This is a genomic window from Methylophilus glucosoxydans (genome assembly GCF_042676145.1).
Taxonomy (GTDB): domain Bacteria; phylum Pseudomonadota; class Gammaproteobacteria; order Burkholderiales; family Methylophilaceae; genus Methylophilus; species Methylophilus glucosoxydans.
This window is the reverse complement of the sequence record NZ_JBHTJW010000003.1, coordinates 362,539-385,901: the sequence shown is the minus strand read 5'-3', so window position 1 is coordinate 385,901 and position 23,363 is coordinate 362,539. Positions and strand designations below refer to the sequence as shown.

The following is a 23,363-nucleotide window of genomic DNA, read 5'->3' as shown; positions in this document are numbered from 1 at the left end:
TAGATGAGTATTTGTTGGCGAATCTGCCGAGTTTGCTATTATAACTGCAAGCGTCGATCGGCTGTCATGGAATGACACCTAAGACGCCCGAGCGAATAAAATGTATGACCCCAGCACGGAGATGATAAAGATGAATGACAAACAAGCCGTCGCGCTGGAAGCTGCCAGCTACGTCAAAGACGAGATGATCGTAGGCCTGGGCACAGGATCTACCGCCAATTACTTTATTGAAGCGCTGGCGCAACGCCAGCAGCAAGGCCTGCGGGTGACCACGGTTGCCAGCTCCACCATCAGCATGATCAAGGCGCAAAGCGTTGGCTTGACCGTGCTGGGCCTGCAACAGCTCAGCCAGATAGACCTTTATGTGGACGGCGCGGATGAAATCACGCCCGACAACACGCTGCTCAAAGGCCGCGGCTATGATCTGGTCATGGAAAAACTGCTGGCCAAGGCGGCCAAACAGTTTATTGTGGTAGCCGACAAAAGCAAGCTGGTGCCTCATATTGGCCAGAACTATCCTATCCCAATTGAAGTGATGCCCTTTGCCTGGCAAGCGGCCAAGCGCAGCATTGAAGCCATCGGCGGCACCGGAGAGTTACGACCCAATGTGGCCAAAGACGGCTTGTGCATGACCAGTCATGGCAGTCTGGTACTGGATATGCGCTTTGAGGCTGGCCTGGATGCGCATAGCCTCAACGCAGCACTGAACAATATCCCCGGCGTGGTTGAGCATGGTATTTTTGCCAAACTAGCTACAACCATCCTGATTGCAGATCAGGGCCAGATCGCAACACGGGTTTAACTGGCGGCATTTCACTGCCGCTTTGCTGGCTCATGCGTTTTCTCTCTGCCCATTTGGTTCGCGCCGCATGGTTAACGGCCCTGCTCTGCCTGGGGCTCAGTGCGTGTAGCGATAATAGTGATACAAAACCAGCCACACGCGCCAAACCCAAGCCGGATCCTTACACCATTCGCTTTGTCACGATCAATAGCCCCAGCACCTACTTTATCGACAGCCAGAACAATTACGCCGGACTGGAATATGACCTGGCCAAACGCTTTGTCGAGTTTTTGGGGCCGCCGTACAAACTCGAATTCGTGGTGGTAGACAGTTTTTCAAAAGTGTTCCCTACCCTGCTCAAAGGCGACGCCGACATTGCAGCAGCCGACATCAGCATCACCCCTGCGCGTAAACGCCAAGTGCTGTTTGGACCGGCGTTTAACCAGGTGCAGTCCATGGTGGTGTTTAACCGCGACAAAAACAGTGAGCCGAGTCATGCCAATGCGCTTTTGAATAAACGCATTGTGCTGCCCAAAAGCACCAGTTTTGTTGAACGCATGCGCGAGTTGCAGGCCAAGTATCCGGGCCTGACCTGGAAAGAATCCGACAAAATGAGCTCAGAGCAACTGATTGAAGCGGTGGCACGCAATGAGATCGACTTTACCGTGGCAGACAATCACCTGCTGGCGATCTTGCAATATAACTATCCGCAGCTGGATGCTGGCATGATGCTGGGCCAGGCCGACAAAATCGCCTGGGCGCTAAACAAACTGCATGGCGAACCGCGGCTCAAACAAGTACAGGCTTTTTTCAAGCAGATCGAAAAAAATGGCGTACTGCGCAACCTGGTTGACCGCTATCACGGCCATACCAAACGTTTAAAACCGGTTGATGTGGTTACCTTCCTCACCAAATCGCAGACCTTGCTACCCAGGTATATCCGCCTGTTTAAAAACGCACAAGAAATCACAGACATCGACTGGCGACTGCTTGCCGCGCTCAGCTACCAGGAATCTCACTGGGATAATTACAGCACCTCGCCCACCAATGTGCGCGGGCTCATGATGCTCACCGAACAAACCTCTAATATGATGAACGTCACCGACCGCCTCGACCCCAAGCAAAGCGTGATGGCTGGCGCCAAGTTTTTTCTGTGGATGAAAGACCGCATTCCCGCACGCATTCCCGAACCTGACCGTACTTTTATGACCCTGGCTGCCTATAACAACGGCGTCGGCCACCTCGAAGATGCCCGCATCATTGCCCAGCGCCTGGGCCTCAATCCCGATAGCTGGGCAGACGTCAAACGCGGCTACCAACTGCTCAACGATCCCACCCACTACGTTAACGCCAAACATGGCTACTGTAGCTGCGGCGCGCCCGTGATCTATACCGAGCTGGTCCGAAGCTATTACCAGATCATGCAAAAATACTTCCCGCCCTACGACCCTGGCGTAGACCCATACAAAATCGCAGACATAAAAATGCCCTGGTTGTTAGCCAGGGCATCATAAAAAATTCAAACCATTAAGTTTTGTTGCATTCAACCACCAAATGGTGTTCTGTTGGCATATAAAAACCATCCCCCGCATCTGGGTGATCGAGCACATGATGTTCCACCAACTTGAAATCACTGGCGCATAGGTCTTTGGCCTTGGTTTTGCACTCCTCTAAACTGCTATTGAATTCACTGCAAGTCAATTTAAAACCTTGTTTACCATTGCCTGCGTCAAACGGGGTAGATTGCACGCTGGCGCAAAAAATGAACAATGATAAAGGGATAAAACGTAGTGATGTTTTCATGATCTCAGCTCCTGTTTAACAAATTTCATAGATTTGTCATACCAATGTCATTTTTCTGTGAATGACATATACGTATGTGCTTAGGAGTTAAGTAAAGTTGCATGAAATTTTTGTGACATGCAGTTTCTGATAATAAGTACAATTTTCTGAGTCATTGATCGCAACAATTGATGCCATGTAACACATACTAGTTAGAAATAAAAATGCCTTGGCTATCAACCAAGGCATTTTAAAAACAGCGATTGAATCTATTAACTAAGCAGGGTCTTTCCGCCCATATAGGGTTGTAATGCTTTAGGAATATTCACCGTGCCATCAGCGTTTTGGTTATTCTCCAGCACAGCTACAAGCGTACGGCCGACGGCCAGACCAGAACCATTCAAGGTATGCAACAACTCAGGCTTGCCATTGGCATTACGGAAACGGGCCTGCAAACGGCGCGCCTGGAAGGCTTCGCAGTTGGAAACAGATGAAATTTCACGGTAGGTATTCTGTGCGGGCAACCAGACTTCGAGGTCGTAGGTTTTCGCAGCGCCAAAGCCCATATCGCCGGTGCAAAGTGAGACAACACGGTATGGCAGTTCGAGTGCCTGCAAAATCGCCTCGGCGTGGCCGACCATGTCCTCCAGCGCCTGATAGCTGGTGTCAGGGTGCACAATCTGCACCATCTCGACTTTATCAAACTGGTGCTGGCGGATCATGCCTTTGGTATCTTTACCATAAGACCCGGCCTCTGATCGGAAGCATGGGGTATGCGCGGTCAGCTTGATCGGCAGGCTGTCCATGGCGACAATTTCATCCCGCACCGTGTTGGTCAGCGTGACTTCTGAAGTCGGGATCAGGTAGAGCTTGCTGTCATTGTGGGCGGTAGAGAACAAATCCTCTTCAAACTTGGGTAATTGGCCGGTACCAATCAGGGTTTCACGGTTGACCATATACGGCGTATAGCACTCGGTATAGCCATGTTTCTCGGTTTGGGTATCCAGCATAAACTGGGCAATCGCGCGGTGCAGTTTGGCTATCTGGCCCTTCATAAAGGTGAAACGCGCGCCTGAAAGTTTAGCTCCTGTATCAAAATCCAGCCCTAATGGCGCACCGACATCAGCGTGGTCTTTGACGGCAAAGTCAAACTGGCGTGGCGTACCCCAGCGACGCACTTCGACGTTTTGGCTTTCATCCTGCCCGACCGGCACGCTCTCATGCGGCAGGTTAGGCACGTTTTGCATAAGCGCCAGCATGCTCGCTTGCACTTCATTGAGTTGTGCCTCGGCCGCTTTCAGCTCATCGCCCAAACCTGCCACCTCGGCCAGAATTGCACTGGTATCTTCGCCTTTGGATTTGGCGATGCCGATTTGCTTGGAGGCTGCATTGCGTTTGGCTTGAAGATTTTCCGTATTGGTTTGAATGGTTTTGCGCTGCGCTTCAAGTGCTTTGAATTCTTCTGCCGGAAAAGCAAATTTGCGTGCCGCCAAACGGGGAACGACATGATCTAAATCATTACGTAACAACTGAATATCTAACATACTTTCCTTAAACTCATTCTTAATAACTTTTATTTTTATAACGCATTAAGGCCTTATAAAAATATATAAAAGAAATTCAAAAACTTATTATCCTAACCAATCTCAACACTCATGAGTCAGAGCGTCAAGAGGATTGCTAAAAACATATATGATCACTTTCAACAGCATTTTTATGCTGTTTTACCATTAGCATATACAACCTCTCCAGATCAGCAGTGAACCGCTTAGCATCAAATAAAACGTTTTTACTAATGGACAGTTCTAGCTTTTCTTTAATTTTTTTGAATCGTTCTGTGTTTGATGCTAATTCAATTGCAAGCTCGGTGTATGGCTGCATTGAAGTGGTTATAAGCTCTGGTAGATCAGCATAAGTTAATAAACTCGCTGCTACCCTGCTTGCAAACGACTCGCCCATAAGCGTTAATACTGGCATCCCAACTCTAATCGCATCACTGGCAGTGGTATGAGCGTTATACGGAAACGTATCTAAAAACAGATCGGCCAGCCTAATTCTCGACAAGTGCTCTTCGACTGACATACTGTTAGCAAATATCAATCTCGCTGAGTCTACTCCATAATTAACAGCTTCAGCTTTAAGATGATTGCTCGCTAAATCGTTATTACAAAGCAACCAGAGGACACTATTTTCAGTGTTTCTTAAGATACTCATCCAACATTCAAACATTGCTGGAGTGATTTTATAACTATTATTAAAACAGCAGAATACAAAGCCAGATGAAGGCAATCCTAGTTCTTCTCGTGTAAATAGTCTCTCTGAAATCTTGCGTTGATCCAGATTCGCTTGATAGCAATTGGGTAAATATGCAACCCTTTCTGAATAATATTTTCGATACTCTGCAGGGATCAAGACATTGTCAGCGATAATATAATCCATAAACTCTGATCCCATTGTACCGGGAAAGCCTAGATAATTTACCTGAATGGGGGCAACGCGTTGCCTAAAAATCTCTGGCCTACCATCCTCGGTAAACCCTTTTAAATCTATCGCAACATCAATACTTTTGCTTCTTGCGCATTCGACAATCTCATTGTCGCTTATATTTCTGAGATCAATAAATTCATCAAAGTGAGGAAGCACTCGTGCCCTCCACTCATCTTTTTTATCAGGCCCAAAAGAGAATGCAATCACCTCAAATTTACTCTTGTCATGATATTTAAAAATATCCGCCATTAAGTGCATAGTTGCATGATTATGAAAGTCAGCAGAAAAATATCCAATACGGATTTTGTTATCTATTTCCTTTTTTTGAGATATAAATTTTGTCTCTTGAACTAAAATTTTTCTTGAATAAACCTCAGAAACTTTTTTATGCAAAGTGAGGCTATTAGTGAGAGCAAGTACTGGAAAAGGAGCGGTCACTTTTTCCAGTTTTTTAGCTTTTTTGATTAGCAGCGATATTAAATGATCTAAATTGCTCCAATCGCAGAGCATCATTTTTGTATGTATCAAGTTCCCCAGCAAGTAATCAAAATCAGGGTCAAATGCGAGGACATGCTCATAATTTTTAATCGCATTTTCATAGTCTAAAACAGTACTATATATGTTCGCCTTACTAAAGTAAGCCTTTATTAAATCAGGCTGAATTTGTAACGAACGCTCCAGGCTTGCAATCGCATCTCCATATAAGCCCAATGCAGATAATGCATTTGCGCGATTGTGATAAGAATCAGCATCATCTGCCTTTAAAGCTATTGCTCTGTCATAACTACTGACTGCACTTTCAAAACGCCTCAAGATCTGCTGTGTATTACCAAGATTGTAGTAAGCATCTACAAACTCAGGATCAATCTGAATTGCTCGTTTAAGACTTTCAATTGCTTCATCGTAACGATGGAGATCCTTTAATACATTTGCACGATTATTAAAAGCTTTTGCAAAAAAAGGCCTCAAAGAGATAGCTTGATCATAAGCACTCAACGCCTCTTCATTTTTCTTGATTTGATGCAAAACAATTCCCAATCCAAAATATGCATCAGTATCCTTCGGCGATAAAGATATGGCATTTTTAAAAGCAATTATTGCTTTTTGATAGTCCTTTAATTGAAAAAAGCCATTCCCTAATACCAAAAAAGCTTGTGGTTGATTTCTATCTATTTGCACTGACTTTTGAAGAAATTTTACTGCTGAAGAGAGATTCCCCAACTGGAAATCAATCCTACCTAGATTGGTTAAAAGTTGAGGATGATTTGGTAGTTCCTTGAGAAGTTTCTGAAATAACTGTTTTGCCTCTGGCAATCTCCCTGACTGCGCAAACATAACAGCCTGCTGAAAAACAGTTTCAATCGCTAGACTCACTAAGAACCTTTCATAGCTATTTTTATTAAATACCTTATTTTTGATATCCCGTTGAAAAAGAATAAAACACTAAGGCATTATTTTCTCGCTTTTTTATCCAGCTCTCTTAAGTGCTGTAATTTTTCGCCTATTTTACCTTCCAAACCGCGTGGTGTGGGTTGGTAAAAGGATTGCGGTGCTAAATCATCGGGAAAATAACTTTCACCTGCCGCATAGGCCTCAGGCTCGTTGTGGGCATAGCGGTACTCTTTGCCGTAATCCAGTGCTTTCATTAGCTTGGTGGGGGCATTACGCAAATGCAGCGGCACGGCGCGGGATTTATCCTGTGCAACAAAGGCTTTGGCCTGGTTATAAGCCATATACCCGGCATTACTTTTAGCCGCCACGGCCAGATAAATCACAGCCTGGGCCAGGGCGAGTTCGCCTTCGGGGCTACCCAGGCGCTCAAACGTCAAAGCGGCATCATTCGCAATCTGCATGGCGCGTGGATCAGCCAATCCAATGTCTTCCCAAGCCATGCGGATAATGCGACGGGCCAGATACAGTGGCTCAGCGCCGCCATCAAGCATGCGCATGAGCCAGTACAAGGCGGCATCCGGATTGGAGCCGCGCACGGATTTGTGCAGGGCAGAAATCTGGTCATAGAACGCCTCGCCACCTTTATCAAAGCGGCGCAGCTTGCTGGCCATGGTGGACTGCAAAAAGGATTCATCTATGCGATCGACTTTGGCTGCAATGGCGCCGTTAAACAGGCCTTCAGCAAAATTAAGCAGGCGTCTGGCGTCACCATCGGCATAGGCGAGCACCTGTTCTTGCACCGCCTCATCTAGGGCAACAGCAGGTGCGACTTTTAAGCGCGCACGCTCAAGCAATTGCGCCAGCTCGTCTTCATTAAGTGCATTGAGTACAAACACCTGCGCCCGGCTCAGCAACGCGCTATTGACTTCAAATGAGGGGTTTTCGGTGGTGGCGCCAATAAAGGTGATCAGCCCACTTTCGACATAAGGCAAAAACGCATCCTGCTGCCCTTTGTTAAAGCGGTGAACCTCATCGACAAACAGGATAGTATTGCGACCCGTTTGTTGCAAGGTGAGTTCTGCACGCTCAACGGCTTCGCGGATATCTTTAATGCCGGATAGCACGGCAGAGAGCGGCACAAATTCGGTATCCGCAGTTTGCGCAATCAGGCGCGCCAATGTGGTTTTACCCACCCCTGGTGGGCCCCATAAAATCATCGAGGGCAACTTGCCGGATTCAAATGCGCGTCGCAACGGCTTGCCCTCACCGAGCAGGTGGGTTTGCCCGACCACTTCAGACAATGTTTTTGGTCGTAGCTGCTCAGCAAGTGGAATACTGGAGGGAGTTTGCGGTTCAAACAGGGATGACATGATGATTCTGGCGCGGTCTACTGGCTACTCGCCAACGACATCCACCCCTTTGGGCACAGTAAACAAAAACTGGTTGGCGTTGAGGTTGGGGTTCACTTCCACGTTTGAAAACACGATATGCGTGCTTTGACCAAACGCATCCACCAGACGCATTTCAGCCAGCTTGCCTTGGCTGAAGGAAATGATCACCACCTGAAAACCACTGTCTTTTTGAATTGGCTTGGCCTGTACCCGTTGCAAGCCCTCAAAATCGAGCAAACGCGTGAGACGGAAGCTCTCTTCGACATTAGGACCACCTGCCAGCAAAGCCGCGGGACTGGTGCCTAATACTTTATCTACCGTACGCAGGGTGACTTGCTGCAAGTCGACATCAAACAAAAATACCTGACGGCCATCGCTGATGATTTGCTGCTCGTAAGGCTTTTGATAATCCCAGCGGAATTTGTTGGGCCGCTGCAATAGCATGGTGCCGTTGACCTCTTGCAGCTTGCGGCCTTTTTGGTCAAACACGGTCTGCTTGAAGTTGGCGCGCATGGCATGCGTGCTCTGGTAGAACTGCTTTAAATCATCGATGCCATCGGCAAATGCCGTTGAAATGAGACATACACTACATAACGCCAGCAGCACTCGGGTAAATACTTTATTCATGGTCTCCTCCGGCTTTCACTAATACCTCACGGTTGCCATTGCTTTGCATGGCAGAGACCAGTCCGGCACGTTCCATATCTTCGATCAGGCGGGCAGCGCGGTTGTAGCCTATGCGCAATTGACGCTGCACCGATGAGATCGAGGCGCGGCGTGTTTTGAGCACAATCGCCACTGCTTCATCATACAGCGGGTCTTTTTCGCCGCCCGCACTGGCCTCGCCACCACCCAGGCTATCTAGGTCGCCGCCTTCGGTCTCATTGGTGAGAATGCCTTCAATGTAGTTTGGTTCGCCTTGCGCCTTGAGGAAGTTAACCACGTTATGTACTTCGCCATCACTGACGAATGCACCGTGAATCCGTTGCGGGTAGCCGCTACCGGGCGGCAGATACAGCATATCCCCCTGGCCGAGCAAAGTTTCGGCGCCCATTTGGTCGAGAATGGTACGCGAGTCTATCTTGCTCGAGACCTGGAATGCCACGCGTGTGGGCACGTTGGCTTTAATCAGGCCGGTAATCACATCTACCGACGGGCGTTGCGTGGCCAACACCAGATGAATGCCTGAGGCACGGGCTTTTTGCGCCAAGCGTGCAATCAGTTCTTCTACCTTTTTGCCCACCACCATCATCAAGTCAGCCAGCTCATCAATCACAACGACGATCAACGGCATTTCATCGAGTGGCTCCGGCTCGTCCGGTGTCAAACTAAATGGATGCGGGATCGAAGTACCCTGTTTTTTCGCATCGACAATTTTCTGGTTATAGCCAGCCAGGTTACGCACACCCAGCGTAGACATCAGTTTATAGCGACGCTCCATCTCGGCCACACACCAGTTGAGAGCATTGGCGGCCTGGCGCATATCGGTCACCACTGGCGCCAACAAATGCGGAATGCCTTCATATACAGACAATTCCAGCATTTTCGGGTCAATCAGGATCATGCGAACGCGGCTGGCTTCCGCTTTGTACAACAAGCTCAAAATCAGCGCATTAATCGCCACCGACTTACCAGAACCGGTGGTCCCCGCTACCAGCACATGCGGCATTTTCGCCAGGTCGGCCACAATCGGCTTGCCGGCAATGTCTTTACCCATGGCAATCGCGAGCGGCGAATTTAAATCGGCATAAGCCTGGCTACCCATAATCTCGGTGAGTGACACGATCTGGCGTTTGGGGTTAGGAATTTCCAGCCCCATATAGCTTTTGCCAGGAATCGTCTCGACCACCCGCACGCTGATCACAGACAAGGCCCGCGCCAAATCTTTAGACAGGTTAGTGATCTGGCTGCCTTTCACACCAGGTGCCGGATCCAGCTCATAGCGCGTAATCACCGGACCAGGCTGCGCAGTGACCACCTTAACCTCGATGCCAAAATCCATCAGCTTGCGCTCAATCAGGCGCGAGGTGAAGTCCAGAGTTTCTGCCGATTGCAACTCCACCGACTGGTTAGGCGCATCCAGCAAATGCAACGGTGGCAGGCCTTCCTGCTCTATGGCCTCAAACAACACCGCCTGTTTCTCTTTGACCACGCGCTCGCTTGGCGCGATGGCAACCTCGGGCACAGTAATCTCCACCGGCTTGCGGTCTTCAATGCGCTTGCGTTCCGCCTCGACAAACTCTTCACGCGCCTGCAACACCTGGCGGCCGACTTGACGGTCTTGCCAGTCCTGATATTTCAATACGCTCCATTGGTAAAACTGAATGACCCACTCACCGAGCCGTTCGCTCATGGTGATCAGCGACCAGCCGGTAAACAGGCTAAAGGCCGTGGCAAATAACACCAGCAACAACATGGTCGATCCGGCAAAACCAAACATATTGCGCAGGAGATGGTCGATGCCGCTACCAATCACCCCACCCTGCTTGAGTGGAAAATCAGCAGGTAAACTCACCAGATGCCCAGACTCCAGGGCTGCAGAGGCAAGCAGCATCAAGGCAAAGCCGACGGCATTCAACCACCAATCCTGCTTTTCAGCCGCATTCTGGTGCAACCGCTGATACATGAGCCACACCACAAAAAAAGCCAACACCACAAACCACCAGGAAGAAAATCCAAACAGAGACAGAAAAATATCAGCCATCCAGGCACCTACCGTGCCGCCTGCATTGTGAATGCGGTCACTCTCCCCCACCGCGTGCGTCCAGCCTGGATCTTCATGCGAGTAAGTCAGTAAAATCACCGCCAAAAAAACACCGAGTGCCGCCAGCGCAATCCAGGCAACTTCACGGATAAGCTTGGCGTCGCGCAGCTGTTTTTCCGTCGAGACTTTTTCCAGACGGACATTAGCGGCTTTTTTCTTATTAAAAAACAATATGTTGTCTCTTTCTCTGCAAGAGTGAACTTAAATGATTATAGCAAAATCAAATTGCAGACAGGGGAACGAGGTTCTAAAATACCCTAATCACTCACAAGGAGAGCTCATGGATATCGGAATTAACAATGAAAACCGCCAGGAAATTGCGCAAGGCTTGTCCAAGCTGCTGGCAGACACTTACACGTTATATCTCAAAACGCACTATTTTCATTGGAACGTCACTGGCCCGATGTTCAATACCTTGCATTTGATGTTTGAAACACAATACACCGAGCTCGCATTGGCCGTAGACCTGGTGGCTGAGCGTATCCGTTCACTGGGCGTGTATGCGCCAGGCACTTACGCACAATTCTCCAAGTTGACTTCCATTGAAGAAACCGTGGACGTGCCTAAAGCCAACGATATGATCAGCGAACTGGTGGCTGGTCACGAAGCGGTTTGCCGCACAGCACGTAGCGTGTTCCCGGCAGCCGAGAAAGCCTCTGATGAAGCCACGGCTGACTTGCTGACTCAACGCCTGCAGGTTCATGAAAAGACTGCTTGGATGCTAAGAAGCTTGTTGGAAAAATAATTCCGAGCAGTCTTTCAGTGTAGGCTAACCTGCTGGTGATGTCGGAACTAAAAAACTGAATGGATGTTACGTAGCTTATTAGAAAAATAAGCTACGGATGCAGTCTTTCGTTGTAGGCTCACTCGGCGTAGCAGATGTTAAGCAAAGCGGCCTAAGCCAAAAAACTGCTTGGATGCTAAGAAGCTTGCTGAAAAAACCTTTATATATTGATCACTTGACTGGAAGATGACCATTTAAAAACCCATGGTCATCCCCATCTGAATAAAAATAACCTTCCTGAATGGAATTTTCACCATGGCAACTAAACACGCCCGTTTAATGATTCTTGGCTCCGGCCCTGCCGGGTATACGGCAGCCGTCTATGCGGCTCGCGCCAACCTTAACCCGGTTTTAATCACTGGTCTCGCCCAAGGCGGCCAGCTCATGACCACCACCGAAGTCGATAACTGGCCTGCAGATGCCAACGGCGTCATGGGTCCGGAACTGATGGCGCGCTTTCAGCAACATGCCGAGCGCTTTAACACCGAGATGATTTTTGACCACATTCATACCACCCATCTCACAGAAAAACCGATTCGTTTGGTGGGCGACAGTGGCGAGTACACCTGCGATGCGCTAATTATTGCTACAGGCGCTTCTGCCAAATACCTGGGCCTGCCCAGCGAAGAAGCGTTTGCTGGCAAGGGCGTGTCTGCCTGTGCCACCTGTGACGGCTTCTTCTACCGCAACCAGGAGGTCGCCGTAGTGGGTGGCGGCAACACCGCTGTGGAAGAAACGCTTTATCTGGCAAACATTGCCAGCAAGGTTACCCTGGTCCACCGCCGTGACAAATTCAAGGCCGAAGCCATTCTGGTGGATAAGCTGATGGAGCGCGTGAAAGAAGGCAAAGTGGTGCTGGAAACCTTCCAGACGCTGGACGAAGTGCTCGGTGACAACACGGGCGTGACGGGCATGCGTCTGAAAGACGTCAATTCTGGCACCACCAAGGACATTACCCTCAAAGGCGTGTTTATTGCCATTGGTCACCAGCCGAATACGCAAATCTTTGAAGGGCAGTTAGAGATGGAGGGCGGTTATATCGTCACCCAGGCAGGCCGACAAGGCAATTTCACAGCCACCAGCATCCCCGGTGTATTTGCTGCGGGCGATGTGCAAGACCATATTTACCGCCAGGCAGTCACCAGTGCCGGCACCGGTTGTATGGCTGCGCTAGATGCCGAGCGCTATCTGACCAGTCTGGAATAAATCCAGCAGCAATCGTGAAGAAGCGCACCCCGGTGCGCTTTTTTATTTTAAAATCGGGTTATGTCACAAGAACACCCGGACAACGATGAAAATGATGTGTCACTGTTTTACGAAGCAGTCAAAGGCGCACGTCCGGTCAAAACCAACCGAGTTTCCCATGCGCCAAAAAAACCCAAACCGATTCCGCGCCAACTGATCCGCGATGAAAAACAGGCACTGATCGATTCGCTCAGCGATCACTACATCCCTGCCTACGAACTCGAAAGCGGCGAAGAGTTATTGTATTTACGCGAAGGCCAATCGCCGATGGTGTTAAGCAAACTGCGCCGTGGTCATTGGGTGGTGCAAGCGCATATCGACTTGCATGGCCTGATCAGTGATGAGGCCAGGGTCACAGTCTCCGAATTTATTGCCGGCTGTAAAAAACGTGGGCTGCGTTGTGTACGCATCGTGCATGGCAAAGGCCTGGGCTCGCGCAATAAAGAGCCTGTGCTTAAACACAAATTACGCAACTGGCTCATGCAAAAGGATGAAGTGATTGCCTATGCCCAGGCACGGGCCAATGATGGCGGCAGCGGGGCCGTGATCGTCTTGCTCAAAGCATAAACGCGCTGCCATCTCTGGCAACGCGTCATGAGCCTCAATCAGAAACTTACCAATATTGTGGATATGGATGGTGGCGCGGACCATGTCCTCTCATGGCGGCAGGACGGTAGACTGGCGCAGGCATCGGCTGCACCTGTGCGACATTTGGCCTTACCATCACCGCCACTTCCAGCGTTGGACCGGGATCGCGGTCCATCATGGTAGCGTATTGGCGGCCCTGATATTCATAATTCACCAGATAGCCCGTGGTCACGGTTTGCCACTGGTCCACCATCACACATTGCTGCACTGGGCGGGTGACAACACGTTCATTGCCATAGGGATTCTGGTTGTCCACACGGTCACCAACAATGGCGCCTACCCCGGCACCAACAGCGGCCGCTGCCACACGGCCTCCACCCCGGCCTATGGTGCTGCCCAGCAAACCACCTGCCACGCCACCAATAATGGCGCCGGTGTTAGATCGCGCCGGCGCCTGATAAACACTCTCATTGATGTATTCAGTCCGGCACTCCTGACGTGGCTGATTTACTTGTTGCACCTGGGGCGCCACAGACAGCACCCGCGCCCGGTCTATATATTCGGCATCGGCAAATGCAGCCTGGCTAGCCAGCAACATCCAGGCACTGATTGCGATAGTTTTACGCACGTTGTTTCTCCTCTCAACATTCACACTGCATGTGGCAGTTGAGATTGATAACGTGCAGGCTGTTCTGTGCGATGACGCACAGACAGGACGCCGTGAGCAAAATTTTGTATCAGCGTGGATACAAGCAGGTTATTGATTGCTATTGGCCAGCTTGAGCAACTCGCCGCGTTGCTGGATTTCAATCACACCGCGGCCCATAGTCAACCAGCCCTTTTGTTCCAGGCGCTTAAGCTGGCGGCTGATGACTTCACGCGCGGTGCCCAATTCGTCAGCGATCTGCTGATGGGTGCGCTGTATGGTGTTATTGCCCATGTCCAACAGCCACTTGGCCAGGCGTGCATCCAGCGTCTGAAAAGCGACTTCATCCAGCAACACAATGAGGTCGCTGATCAGTGCGCCGTAGTTCTGCATGACATACTGCCTGAACACCGGCGAATCAATCATGAGTTTATGAAAAATGGCTTCCGGGATAATCACATCCTGAATGTCATCTTCAACCACGGTAGAGGCCGGATATTGGCTGTTGCCTAACAGGCAAGTCGTCGTGATCACACAGGTTTCACCGGCACCCACGCGATAAAGCACGATTTCACGCCCGCTGGCTGACATTTTATAAACGCGCGAGCGCCCTTTTAAACGCAGCACATAGCCGCCGCAATGGTCACCTTCGCGATAGCCAATCGCACCAACCGGCGCCTCTACAATGCGCGCATACTGCGAAACCAGTTTTTTTGCAGAGTCTTCCAATGCTTCCAGTTCTGGAAACAGACTGATCCATCCTAATGATTGCATCATCCCAATATCCCCATTCGTTCATTTTTTTGCTTGTCATACCTGCATGACAGCCACTTTTTTATGTACTGCACTTTATCACAGTTTGATTTGCATCCCTGTTTCAGATGGATTTGGCATGTGGACGTGCGATGGCAACTTGGTAGAGGTCGAGGGTCATCGTCATAGGATTGACCGCAAGCTTGCCCCAAAAATATGCAAATTGGATTAAGTTGATAACGCACCCCGTCAGTCCATCACCCGTAACACACAAAAAGTCATGCCCAGATAAGTGTTAAAGCGTACACAATCTGTGACAACAGGTTTATGATTGAATTTCAACGTACAAAGAAAATAAAAATATAAATGATTATGCAAGGGGTAATATGCAAACTTCAGAAATTGCGGTGGATCTGTTTGATCAGCTAAGGGCCTCGGCCGATCAAGCCAGTCAGTTAATGAAGGCCATGGCCAATACAGACCGCTTGATGCTGTTGTGCCAACTGTCACAAGGCGAAAAATCCGTCAGTGAATTAGAGGCCTGCCTGAATCTCAGGCAACCCAGCTTGTCACAACAGTTAACCGTGTTGCGCGAAGCGCAGTTGGTAACCACCCGCCGCGAAGGTAAAAACGTGTTTTACCGCATAGGCAGCCCCGCCGCGCTTGCGGTGATCCAGGTGTTACACCACGAGTTTTGCAAATAATCCGGCGGGGACAATGCATCATTGCCTAGGACGTCACGATGAATCTCAAACAAATCGACCAACATTACAGTATCAGCGACCAACTCACGCCTGAAGATTTAAATGCGCTAGCTGCGCAAGGCACGACCTTGGTGGTCAACTTCAGGCCTGATGGCGAGGGCGGAGGGTCGCAGCCGACCAGCGAAGCCTTGGCCTCGCAAGCGGCGGCGCTAGGCATGGCCTATGCGTACATCCCGGTAGTCCCCAACCAGATCTCAACCGAGCATGTGGCTCAACTGCAAACCTTGCTGACCAGCCACCCGGGACCCGTCGTCGGCTTTTGCCGTACTGGCAACCGGGCCAATCAAGTCTACCAACTGGCCTTACAGTCGCCCGCTGTGGCTGCCCAAAGCAAACCTGCTTGTTGCGGTGGATCAGCGGAGACCAAAGAGGGCTTACTGGATAAAGTCAAAGGCTGGTTCAAAGAATAAGATCAATAAGAGAAGACGGTTTCACACCATGCAAAAAAATAACTTTGATATTGTGATTGTCGGTGGTGGCGCGGCGGGTTGCGCTATGGCTGCCAGTCTGAAAAAACGCGATAACACACTTGCGATTGCCATTATTGAGCCGGCAGCGCAGCATTATTACCAGCCAGCCTGGACCTTAGTCGGCGCGGGCGAGTTTGACGCAGCGAATACGGTACGCCCCATGGCTGAATGCATCCCGCACGGTGTCACCTGGCTACACGCGGCAGCGACCGGCTTTATGCCTGAAGAAAAACACGTTGTCACTGACCGCCTGGACAAGATTCAATATCAACAACTGGTGGTTGCCGCAGGCCTTAAACTGCATTGGGAGGGCATTAAAGGTTTGCCAGAAACGCTGGGCAAACATGGGGTGACCTCAAACTACCGCTTTGACCTGGCTCCTTACACCTGGCAACTGGTGCAACAATTACAGTCGGGCAAAGCCCTGTTTACCCAGCCCCCCATGCCAATCAAATGTGCAGGCGCACCGCAAAAAGCGCTCTATCTTTCTTGTGCAGAATGGTTGGCGCAGGGTCGGCTAGGCCAGATCAAGGCCTCGTTTTACAGTGCCGCCCCCGCTTTGTTTGGCGTGAAAGAGTATGTGGAGCCGCTGATGCAGTATATCCGCCGCTATCAGGTGGATTTGCATTTGAATAGCACGCTGATAGAAGTGGACGGCCCCAATAAAACCGCCTGGTTTAATATCAAGGATGCCGACGGCAACGTGCAGCACATCAGCGAAACGTTTGACATGCTGCATGTGGTGCCGCCACAAACGGCGCCCGACTTTATCAAGCAAAGCCCGTTAGCGAATGCGGATGGCTGGGTGGAAGTCGATCAGCACAGTTTGCAACATGTGCGCTATCCAGATATTTTCGGCGTGGGTGACTGCACCAACACCCCCAATGCCAAAACCGCAGCGGCAGCTCGCAAACAAGTGGTCATTGCCGCAGAAAACCTGTTGGCGGCGCGGGCGGGCCTGGCACTGCCCTCGCGTTATGACGGTTATGGTTCCTGCCCGCTGACGGTTGAAAAAGGCAAAATCATCCTGGCCGAATTTGGCTATGGTGGCAAAATTGTCCCTACCTTCCCTTGGGATTCAACCAAAGCCCGCCGTTCTGCCTGGTGGCTCAAGAAATACCTGTTACCAAAGGTCTATTGGCACCTGATGCTGAAAGGTCGCGAATGGCTGGCCAGATGCGGGGCGTGTGGCTAGCACGCACGCCCAAATTAACGTTTAGCTTTGCTGGCGAGAAACTGCTTAAGCCATTGCAAGGTGAGGGCCACACCAAAGCCATTCACCTCACTGGCGACCGCACCCAAACCGTCCTTGTGTGTATAAGACGATAAGTCTATGTGGCACCAATCGACCTCATGCTCGATAAACTTGCCTAAAAACCGCGCGGCAAGCATATGGTCCGCATCACTGTCCATGGTGCACTGCTTGATGTCGGCAATATCGCTGTCCAACTCGCTGTCGTAATCTTCTGCATATGGAAACGCCACCACTCGCTCGCCACTCTCAGTACCGGCCTCGACCATCTGCTGCGCCAGGCTGGGCTGATTGGCAATAATGCCGCTCATGCGCGACCCCAGCGCGGTTTGCATGCTACCGGTGAGTGTGGCGTAATCAAGGATGACATCCGGTTTGCTGCGGCTGGCCAGGGTCAGGGTGTCAGCCAGCACCATGCGGCCTTCGGCATCGGTATGCACGATTTCGATGGTCATGCCATTGAGCGCCGTGACCACATCATTTTGCTTGTAAGCATTGGGGCCAATATGGTTTTGCGCCAGCGCCAGCCAGCAGTCCACATTAACATCCAACTGTTGTGCGCTAATTGCCTGCAACACGCCAACCGCCACGGCGCTGCCGTTCATGTCCTGATGCATGCCTTGCATATATTTGGCCGATTTCAAATTATGGCCGCCGGTATCAAAGCAAATGCCCTTGCCCACCAGCGCCAGGGTTTTCTTCGCCTGCGGATGGCGATAGCTCAACTTCACAATCGCGGCATCCTGCGGCTCAGAGCCTTGCGCCACGGCCACAAAAGCACCTGCGCCCAACGCCCTTAGCCTATCAATATCAAACGCCTCATATTGCCACCCTTTTTCGCTCGCCATGGTTTGCAAGCACTGTTGATACAGCGATGGCGTCAACATATTTGGCGGCGTCATGGTCAAGGCACGGCATACGGTATTGCCAGCGACCAAGGCGATGACTTCTTCCGTCCAGTCCAGGGCATCGACACCAAAAAGACCGATTTCACGTAAGGACTGCCCCTTGTGCTTTTTCTTGAGCACTGGCAAAGCTTGTGCGTTCACCAGCGTGACATACGCCGCCTGCCGGGCGAACGCGCTGGCCTGTTTTTTTGCATACACACCAATGGCGATGCGCGCAGGATGCTCCTCCAGCAACGGCTTCACCGCGCTGCGTAACAGGCTATTCAACGCAAAACGAGGACTACTGGCCTCGACTTGTACCAGACTCACCAGACGGCCATCTGGCCATTCAAGCGTGACCGGCTTTTGTGCCAAATCGGCGGCAGTGAGGCCAGCCCGCGCCAGTTTTGCGGCTAATGCTTCGCCAAATGGCAGGGTGGAAAAGTATTTTTCTTCAAATACCAGCAAAATATGCTGCGCAAATGCGGACAACACGGTTGAATTGACTTCAGAATTTTGGGACCACTCGATGCGCATACAGTTAAAAAACACTCTTATATAAATCATTAAATAAACGTAGCAAAAGCCAGTAGACAAGCGTGTCTAGCATATGCAAAACTTGACCAAAAGCGTCAAAAAAGAGACACTTACAGCTAATTGATAGCTTGCTGAGACTCATCACTTGAGTGCAGCAACGTGATACCATAAAAGCAGTGTCCAATTTCGGAATCCCTTCTTGGTAATCAACACTTTCTCAGCTCTAGGCATTGCTCGAAGCTAGATTATACGCATAGCGACTTAAAACTCGGAGAATCCTCACGCATGGCAACGCATTCGCAAGCACACCTCAATGAAACCGACGCACAAGAAACCCAAGAGTGGTTAGAAGCCCTCAGCGCTGTCATTGAGAATGAAGGGCCAGAACGTGCCCACTTCCTGCTGGAAGCAATGATTGATCAGGCCCGCCGCTCTGGCGGCCATTTGCCTTACAAAGCGACCACCGCTTATGTGAACACCATCCCCACCCATTTGCAGGCAAAACTGCAAGGCGACCCTGAGATGGAGCGCCGTATCCGTGCCCTGATCCGCTGGAATGCGATCATGACCGTGTTGCGTGCCAATGAAAAATCGCCCGGCATTGGCGGTCACATCGCCAGCTTCCAGTCGGCAGCCACTCTATATGACGTGGGCTTTAACCACTTTTTCCGCGCAGCCAACGAGAATTTTGGCGGCGACTGCGTCTACTTCCAAGGTCACTCCTCTCCAGGTGTGTACGCACGTGCGTTCCTTGAAGGCCGAATCAGCGAAGAACAAATGGATAACTTCCGCCAGGAAACGGGCGGCAATGGCCTTTCCAGCTACCCTCACCCTTGGTTGATGCCAGATTTCTGGCAGTTCCCGACCGTGTCTATGGGCTTAGGCCCATTGGCAGGGATTTACCAGGCCCGCTTCCTCAAGTATCTGCACAACCGCGGCATTGCCGACACCTCTGACCGCAAAGTCTGGGTATTCTGTGGTGACGGCGAAATGGACGAGCCGGAATCACAAGGCGCGATCTCGCTGGCCGCACGTGAAGGCCTGGATAACCTGATTTTTGTCATTAACTGTAACTTGCAGCGCTTGGATGGCCCGGTACGTGGCAACGGCAAGATTATTCAGGAATTGGAATCCAACTTCCGCGGCGCGGGCTGGAACGCGATCAAGGTCATTTGGGGTTCTTACTGGGATCCGCTGCTGGCCATGGATAAAGACGGCCTTCTGCGCAAACGCATGGAAGAGTGCGTGGACGGTGAATACCAGAACTTTAAACAAAAAGGCGGCGCCTATACCCGCGAGCATTTCTTTGGCAAATATCCAGAACTGCGTGAAATGGTGGCTGCGATGTCTGATGCCGATATCTGGCGCCTGAACCGTGGTGGTCACGATCCGCACAAAGTGTTCGCAGCTTACCAGGCCGCAGTGACTCATAAAGGTCAACCTACTGTCATCCTCGCCAAAACTGTTAAGGGTTATGGCATGGGCGAAGCCGGCGAAGGCCAGAATACCACCCACCAGCAAAAGAGCATGGATATTGCCTCACTGAAGGCGTTCCGTGACCGTTTTGACCTGCCATTGACTGACGAGCAGGTAGAAAACCTGTCTTACTACCGTCCGGCTGAAGACAGCCCGGAAATCAAGTACATGATGGAACGCCGCGCAGCTTTAGGTGGCTTTGTACCTAGCCGCCGCCGTAAAGGCAACGAGCTGACTGTGCCTGAACTGTCCGCGTTTGAAAACATGCTGGGCGCCACCGGTGACCGTGAAATCTCCACCACTATGGCCTTTGTGCGTATCCTGTCTACGCTGGTACGTGACAAACAAGTCGGCAAATATGTGGTGCCTATCGTGCCGGATGAAGCGCGTACATTTGGCATGGAAGGCATGTTCCGCCAACTGGGCATTTACTCTTCGGTGGGCCAGTTGTATGAGCCACAAGATTCTGATCAGGTGATGTTCTACAAGGAATCACAAAGCGGCCAGATTTTAGAAGAAGGCATTAACGAAGCTGGCTCTTTTGCCAGCTGGCTAGCCGCGGCGACGTCTTACAGCGTTACCGGCACCCAGATGATTCCGTTCTACATCTATTACTCCATGTTTGGCTTCCAGCGTATTGGCGACTTTGCCTGGGCCGCGGGCGACAGCCGTGCCCGTGGTTTCTTGCTGGGCGCGACTGCTGGCCGTACCACCCTCAACGGTGAAGGCTTGCAACATGAAGACGGCCATAGCCACTTGATGTCCGCGACCATTCCTAACTGTATCTCCTACGATCCTACCTTTGCTTACGAGCTGGCTGTGATCATCCAGGAAGGCATGCGCCGCATGGTACAAAATCAGGAAGATGTGTATTACTACATCACCCTGATGAACGAAAACTATAGCCATCCGGCTATGCCGGAAGGCAGTGCCGAGGGCATCCTCAAAGGCATGTACAGCTTCAGCAAGTCGAAAGCCAAAGGCCCGAAAGTACAATTGATGGGTTCCGGTGTGATTCTGCGTGAAGTGATTGCTGCCGCCGAGTTGCTGGAACAAGACTGGGGCGTGTCTGCGGATGTTTGGAGTGTGACTAGCTTTACCGAGCTGCGTCGCGACGGTATTGACGCCGAGCGTCACAACCTGCTGCATCCAGAAGCGAAACCTAAACTGAGCTATGTTGAAGCCTCGCTGCAAAAAGCCGAAGGCCCTGTGATTGCCTCTACGGATTACATGCGCAGCTTTGCCGACCAGATTCGTCCATTTGTACCCAACAGATTTGTGACCCTGGGTACAGACGGTTACGGCCGCTCTGACTCCCGTGAAGCCCTGCGCAGCTTCTTTGAAGTTGACCGTTACTATGTGACGCTGGCCGCACTGAAAGCCCTGGTGGACGACGGCAAACTGCCAGCCAGCAAGGCCGCCGAAGCCATTAAAAAATACAATATCGACATTAGTCGTGCCAACCCGGCTACGATCTAAGGTCACGACATAAGGAACATACACAATATGTCTATCAAAGAAGTACTGGTGCCGGATATCGGCAACTTTGACAGCGTCGACGTCATTGAAGTCCTGGTCAGCGTCGGTGACACCGTCGCCAAGGAAGATTCATTAATCACCGTAGAGTCTGACAAAGCCTCTATGGATATCCCCTCCTCGCTGTCTGGCGTGGTCAAGGAAATTCACATCAAAGTGGGCGACAAAACAAAGCAAGGCGCCCTGATTCTGACACTGGACACCGCTGGCGAAGCGGCACCGGCAGAAAAAGTGGCCCCGCAGCCGACCGCCACACCCGTGGTGGCTACTGTAACGGTGGATGAAGCCAAGGTTGCGATTCCTGAGCCTACCCGCCCGGTGGCTGAAGTTCCCCAAGTCATCCAGCCGCAAGCCACGCCTAACCCGGTGGCTGCCAGCACCGTAGCCAGCAGCGGCAAACTGGCACATGCCAGCCCGTCTGTCCGCAAGTTTGCGCGTGAACTGGGGGTGAGCCTGTCACTGGTGAAAGCCAGCGGCCCTAAAAACCGTATTTTGCAAAGTGATGTACAAGCCTACGTCAAAGGCGAACTGTCTAAACCACGGTCTGAAAGCATGAGTACTAGCGGTGGTTTAAGCACCTTGCCCATGCCGGTCATTGATTTCAGCCAGTTCGGCAATATCGAGACCAAACCACTTTCCCGCATCAAGAAGCTGTCTGGTGCCAACTTGCACCGCAACTGGGTCACCGCGCCGCATGTCACACAGTTTGATGAAGCTGACATTACCGACCTCGAAGACTTCCGTAAGTCCATGCTGGCCGAAGCCGAGAAGCGTGGCGTGAAATTGACTTTGCTGGCTTTTCTGATGAAAGCAGTGGTCAACGCCCTGCGTACTTACCCTAACTTTAACGCCTCCTTGTCCCCTGAAGGCGATAGCTTGATCCTCAAGCAGTATTACAATATTGGCTTCGCCTGTGATACACCGGACGGCCTGGTCGTGCCTGTGGTACGTGACGTGAATCAGAAAGACGTGATGGACATTGCACGTGACCTGGCGGACCTGTCTGCCAAGGCCCGTGAGCGCAAGCTGAAAGTTGAGGAAATGCAGGGTGGCTGCTTTACCATCTCTAGCCTCGGTGGCATTGGCGGCACCATGTTTACGCCGATTATCAACTGCCCTGAAGTCGCAATTCTGGGAGTTTCCCGCGCGGCCATGCAGCCGGTGTACAACAAAGACACGGGCGGCTTTGACCCACGCCTGATCATGCCGTTGTCATTGTCATACGATCACCGCGTCATCGACGGCGCGGACGGCGCACGTTTCACCAGCCATCTGCGTGTGATGCTGAGTGATGTAAGACGCTTGTTACTCTGATTTTTAGACGAGTAAATACGCAAAGGGCGCTGAAAGCGCCCTTTGTGTTTTAAGCCATCTGTATCGGGTGCATAAAGTCCCCGGTCACTATCCTCGCCTTATCTGCTACAGGCCATTGGTAGAGGTAAATCCATACTGGCTCAAGCAGCTGATCATCTATCGTGATAATCTGTGTTTGAACCCGTTGATATTCGGCGGGTTGTGGATGCCGGACACTGCATTCTTCATACTCATCCAGCATGGCCAACACACTTTGCGCATCGCGGAGGCGATATACCTCTCCATATACACGATGAGAGTGGTCGTTAGAAGCCACAACGCCAGGATAGAAGCTGATCTGATACATTAGCCCCTGAAACCAGCCATAGGCGACAAAATCAGCCTGCTGAGCCAGATACAGCGACATCGCATGGGTATTACCCTGACGCAGGGTGCCATAGACAAACAATAAATCATTCATGCTGCGATATTAACTGCGTTTAATGCGCTGATCCATGGTCAGCCTGCATCATGT

20 protein-coding genes are annotated in these 23,363 nt (G+C 51.0%); 10 read left to right on the top strand and 10 right to left on the bottom strand.

Features of this window, described 5'->3' with window-relative positions:
* Nucleotides 1–130 precede the first annotated feature (130 nt).
* Nucleotides 131–802: a ribose-5-phosphate isomerase RpiA gene (gene rpiA / locus ACFQ1T_RS13495; protein ID WP_194747083.1), complete on the top strand. Its 672-nt coding sequence runs from the start codon at nt 131–133 to the stop codon at nt 800–802.
* 32 nt (nt 803–834) lie between these two features.
* Nucleotides 835–2,295, top strand: coding sequence for a membrane-bound lytic murein transglycosylase MltF (gene mltF / locus ACFQ1T_RS13490; protein ID WP_379077653.1), 1,461 nt, complete (start codon nt 835–837; stop codon nt 2,293–2,295).
* Between the two features lie 13 nt (nt 2,296–2,308).
* Here the strand turns inward: mltF and ACFQ1T_RS13485 are convergent, their stop codons facing one another.
* The 6 genes from ACFQ1T_RS13485 to ACFQ1T_RS13460 all read right to left on the bottom strand — a co-directional run bounded on the left by ACFQ1T_RS13485 (nt 2,309) and on the right by ACFQ1T_RS13460 (nt 10,768).
* Nucleotides 2,309–2,584, bottom strand: a complete 276-nt coding sequence (locus ACFQ1T_RS13485; RefSeq protein ID WP_338657219.1) for a hypothetical protein — start codon at nt 2,582–2,584, stop codon at nt 2,309–2,311.
* A gap of 251 nt (nt 2,585–2,835) precedes the next feature.
* Nucleotides 2,836–4,107, bottom strand: coding sequence for a serine--tRNA ligase (gene serS / locus ACFQ1T_RS13480; protein ID WP_379077650.1), 1,272 nt, complete (start codon nt 4,105–4,107; stop codon nt 2,836–2,838).
* 136 nt (nt 4,108–4,243) lie between these two features.
* Complete coding sequence (locus tag ACFQ1T_RS13475) at nt 4,244–6,424, bottom strand: tetratricopeptide repeat protein (protein WP_379077647.1); 2,181 nt, start codon at nt 6,422–6,424, stop codon at nt 4,244–4,246.
* 77 nt (nt 6,425–6,501) lie between these two features.
* Nucleotides 6,502–7,812 carry a replication-associated recombination protein A gene (locus ACFQ1T_RS13470; protein WP_379077644.1) on the bottom strand — a complete coding sequence of 437 codons (1,311 nt, stop codon included), beginning with the start codon at nt 7,810–7,812 and terminating at the stop codon, nt 6,502–6,504.
* A gap of 24 nt (nt 7,813–7,836) precedes the next feature.
* A complete protein-coding gene (gene lolA, locus ACFQ1T_RS13465) occupies nt 7,837–8,460 on the bottom strand; it encodes an outer membrane lipoprotein chaperone LolA (protein ID WP_275356893.1) in 624 nt (207 codons plus the stop codon).
* Nucleotides 8,453–10,768: a DNA translocase FtsK gene (locus ACFQ1T_RS13460; RefSeq protein WP_313983998.1), complete on the bottom strand. Its 2,316-nt coding sequence runs from the start codon at nt 10,766–10,768 to the stop codon at nt 8,453–8,455. Before ACFQ1T_RS13460 ends, lolA begins: the two co-directional genes overlap by 8 nt.
* A gap of 109 nt (nt 10,769–10,877) precedes the next feature.
* Here ACFQ1T_RS13460 and ACFQ1T_RS13455 point away from each other — a divergent pair, with 109 nt between their 5' ends.
* The 3 genes from ACFQ1T_RS13455 (at nt 10,878) to ACFQ1T_RS13445 (ending at nt 13,193) form a co-directional block, all read left to right on the top strand.
* Entirely contained in the window at nt 10,878–11,342 is a 465-nt protein-coding gene (locus ACFQ1T_RS13455; protein ID WP_194747090.1) for a Dps family protein, read from the top strand.
* Nucleotides 11,343–11,636: 294 nt separating this feature from the next.
* The gene (gene trxB / locus ACFQ1T_RS13450) at nt 11,637–12,587 is read left to right on the top strand and encodes a thioredoxin-disulfide reductase (protein ID WP_338657209.1); all 951 of its coding nucleotides are present in this window, start codon (nt 11,637–11,639) and stop codon (nt 12,585–12,587) included.
* Between the two features lie 60 nt (nt 12,588–12,647).
* Nucleotides 12,648–13,193, top strand: coding sequence for a Smr/MutS family protein (locus ACFQ1T_RS13445; RefSeq protein ID WP_194747092.1), 546 nt, complete (start codon nt 12,648–12,650; stop codon nt 13,191–13,193).
* A gap of 46 nt (nt 13,194–13,239) precedes the next feature.
* On the opposite strand, the gene ACFQ1T_RS13440 is transcribed toward ACFQ1T_RS13445, so the two are convergent.
* Both ACFQ1T_RS13440 and ACFQ1T_RS13435 read right to left on the bottom strand, forming a co-directional pair.
* Nucleotides 13,240–13,842: a glycine zipper 2TM domain-containing protein gene (locus ACFQ1T_RS13440; RefSeq protein WP_379077639.1), complete on the bottom strand. Its 603-nt coding sequence runs from the start codon at nt 13,840–13,842 to the stop codon at nt 13,240–13,242.
* 129 nt (nt 13,843–13,971) lie between these two features.
* Nucleotides 13,972–14,637: a Crp/Fnr family transcriptional regulator gene (locus ACFQ1T_RS13435; RefSeq protein ID WP_194747094.1), complete on the bottom strand. Its 666-nt coding sequence runs from the start codon at nt 14,635–14,637 to the stop codon at nt 13,972–13,974.
* Between the two features lie 362 nt (nt 14,638–14,999).
* Here ACFQ1T_RS13435 and ACFQ1T_RS13430 point away from each other — a divergent pair, with 362 nt between their 5' ends.
* From ACFQ1T_RS13430 to ACFQ1T_RS13420, 3 genes are read left to right on the top strand one after another with little or no spacing between them, the layout of a single operon-like run.
* Nucleotides 15,000–15,317 carry an ArsR/SmtB family transcription factor gene (locus tag ACFQ1T_RS13430; RefSeq protein WP_194747095.1) on the top strand — a complete coding sequence of 106 codons (318 nt, stop codon included), beginning with the start codon at nt 15,000–15,002 and terminating at the stop codon, nt 15,315–15,317.
* A 38-nt stretch (nt 15,318–15,355) separates the two neighbouring features.
* Entirely contained in the window at nt 15,356–15,787 is a 432-nt protein-coding gene (locus ACFQ1T_RS13425) for a beta-lactamase hydrolase domain-containing protein (protein ID WP_379077635.1), read from the top strand.
* 28 nt (nt 15,788–15,815) lie between these two features.
* On the top strand, nt 15,816–17,042 hold the full coding sequence (locus ACFQ1T_RS13420; protein ID WP_379077632.1) for an NAD(P)/FAD-dependent oxidoreductase: 1,227 nt from the start codon (nt 15,816–15,818) through the stop codon (nt 17,040–17,042).
* Nucleotides 17,043–17,056: 14 nt separating this feature from the next.
* Here ACFQ1T_RS13420 and ACFQ1T_RS13415 read toward each other — a convergent pair whose 3' ends face one another.
* Nucleotides 17,057–18,523, bottom strand: a complete 1,467-nt coding sequence (locus tag ACFQ1T_RS13415; protein WP_379077703.1) for a M17 family metallopeptidase — start codon at nt 18,521–18,523, stop codon at nt 17,057–17,059.
* 285 nt (nt 18,524–18,808) lie between these two features.
* Between ACFQ1T_RS13415 and aceE the strand changes: the two genes are divergently transcribed.
* Both aceE and aceF read left to right on the top strand, forming a co-directional pair.
* Nucleotides 18,809–21,478 (top strand): pyruvate dehydrogenase (acetyl-transferring), homodimeric type, encoded by a 2,670-nt coding sequence (gene aceE, locus ACFQ1T_RS13410; protein ID WP_379077629.1) that lies wholly within the window; start codon nt 18,809–18,811, stop codon nt 21,476–21,478.
* A 27-nt stretch (nt 21,479–21,505) separates the two neighbouring features.
* Entirely contained in the window at nt 21,506–22,849 is a 1,344-nt protein-coding gene (gene aceF, locus ACFQ1T_RS13405; protein ID WP_313983974.1) for a dihydrolipoyllysine-residue acetyltransferase, read from the top strand.
* Nucleotides 22,850–22,898: 49 nt separating this feature from the next.
* Here the strand turns inward: aceF and ACFQ1T_RS13400 are convergent, their stop codons facing one another.
* Nucleotides 22,899–23,309, bottom strand: coding sequence for a gamma-glutamylcyclotransferase family protein (locus ACFQ1T_RS13400; RefSeq protein ID WP_379077626.1), 411 nt, complete (start codon nt 23,307–23,309; stop codon nt 22,899–22,901).
* Nucleotides 23,310–23,363: the final 54 nt, after the last annotated feature.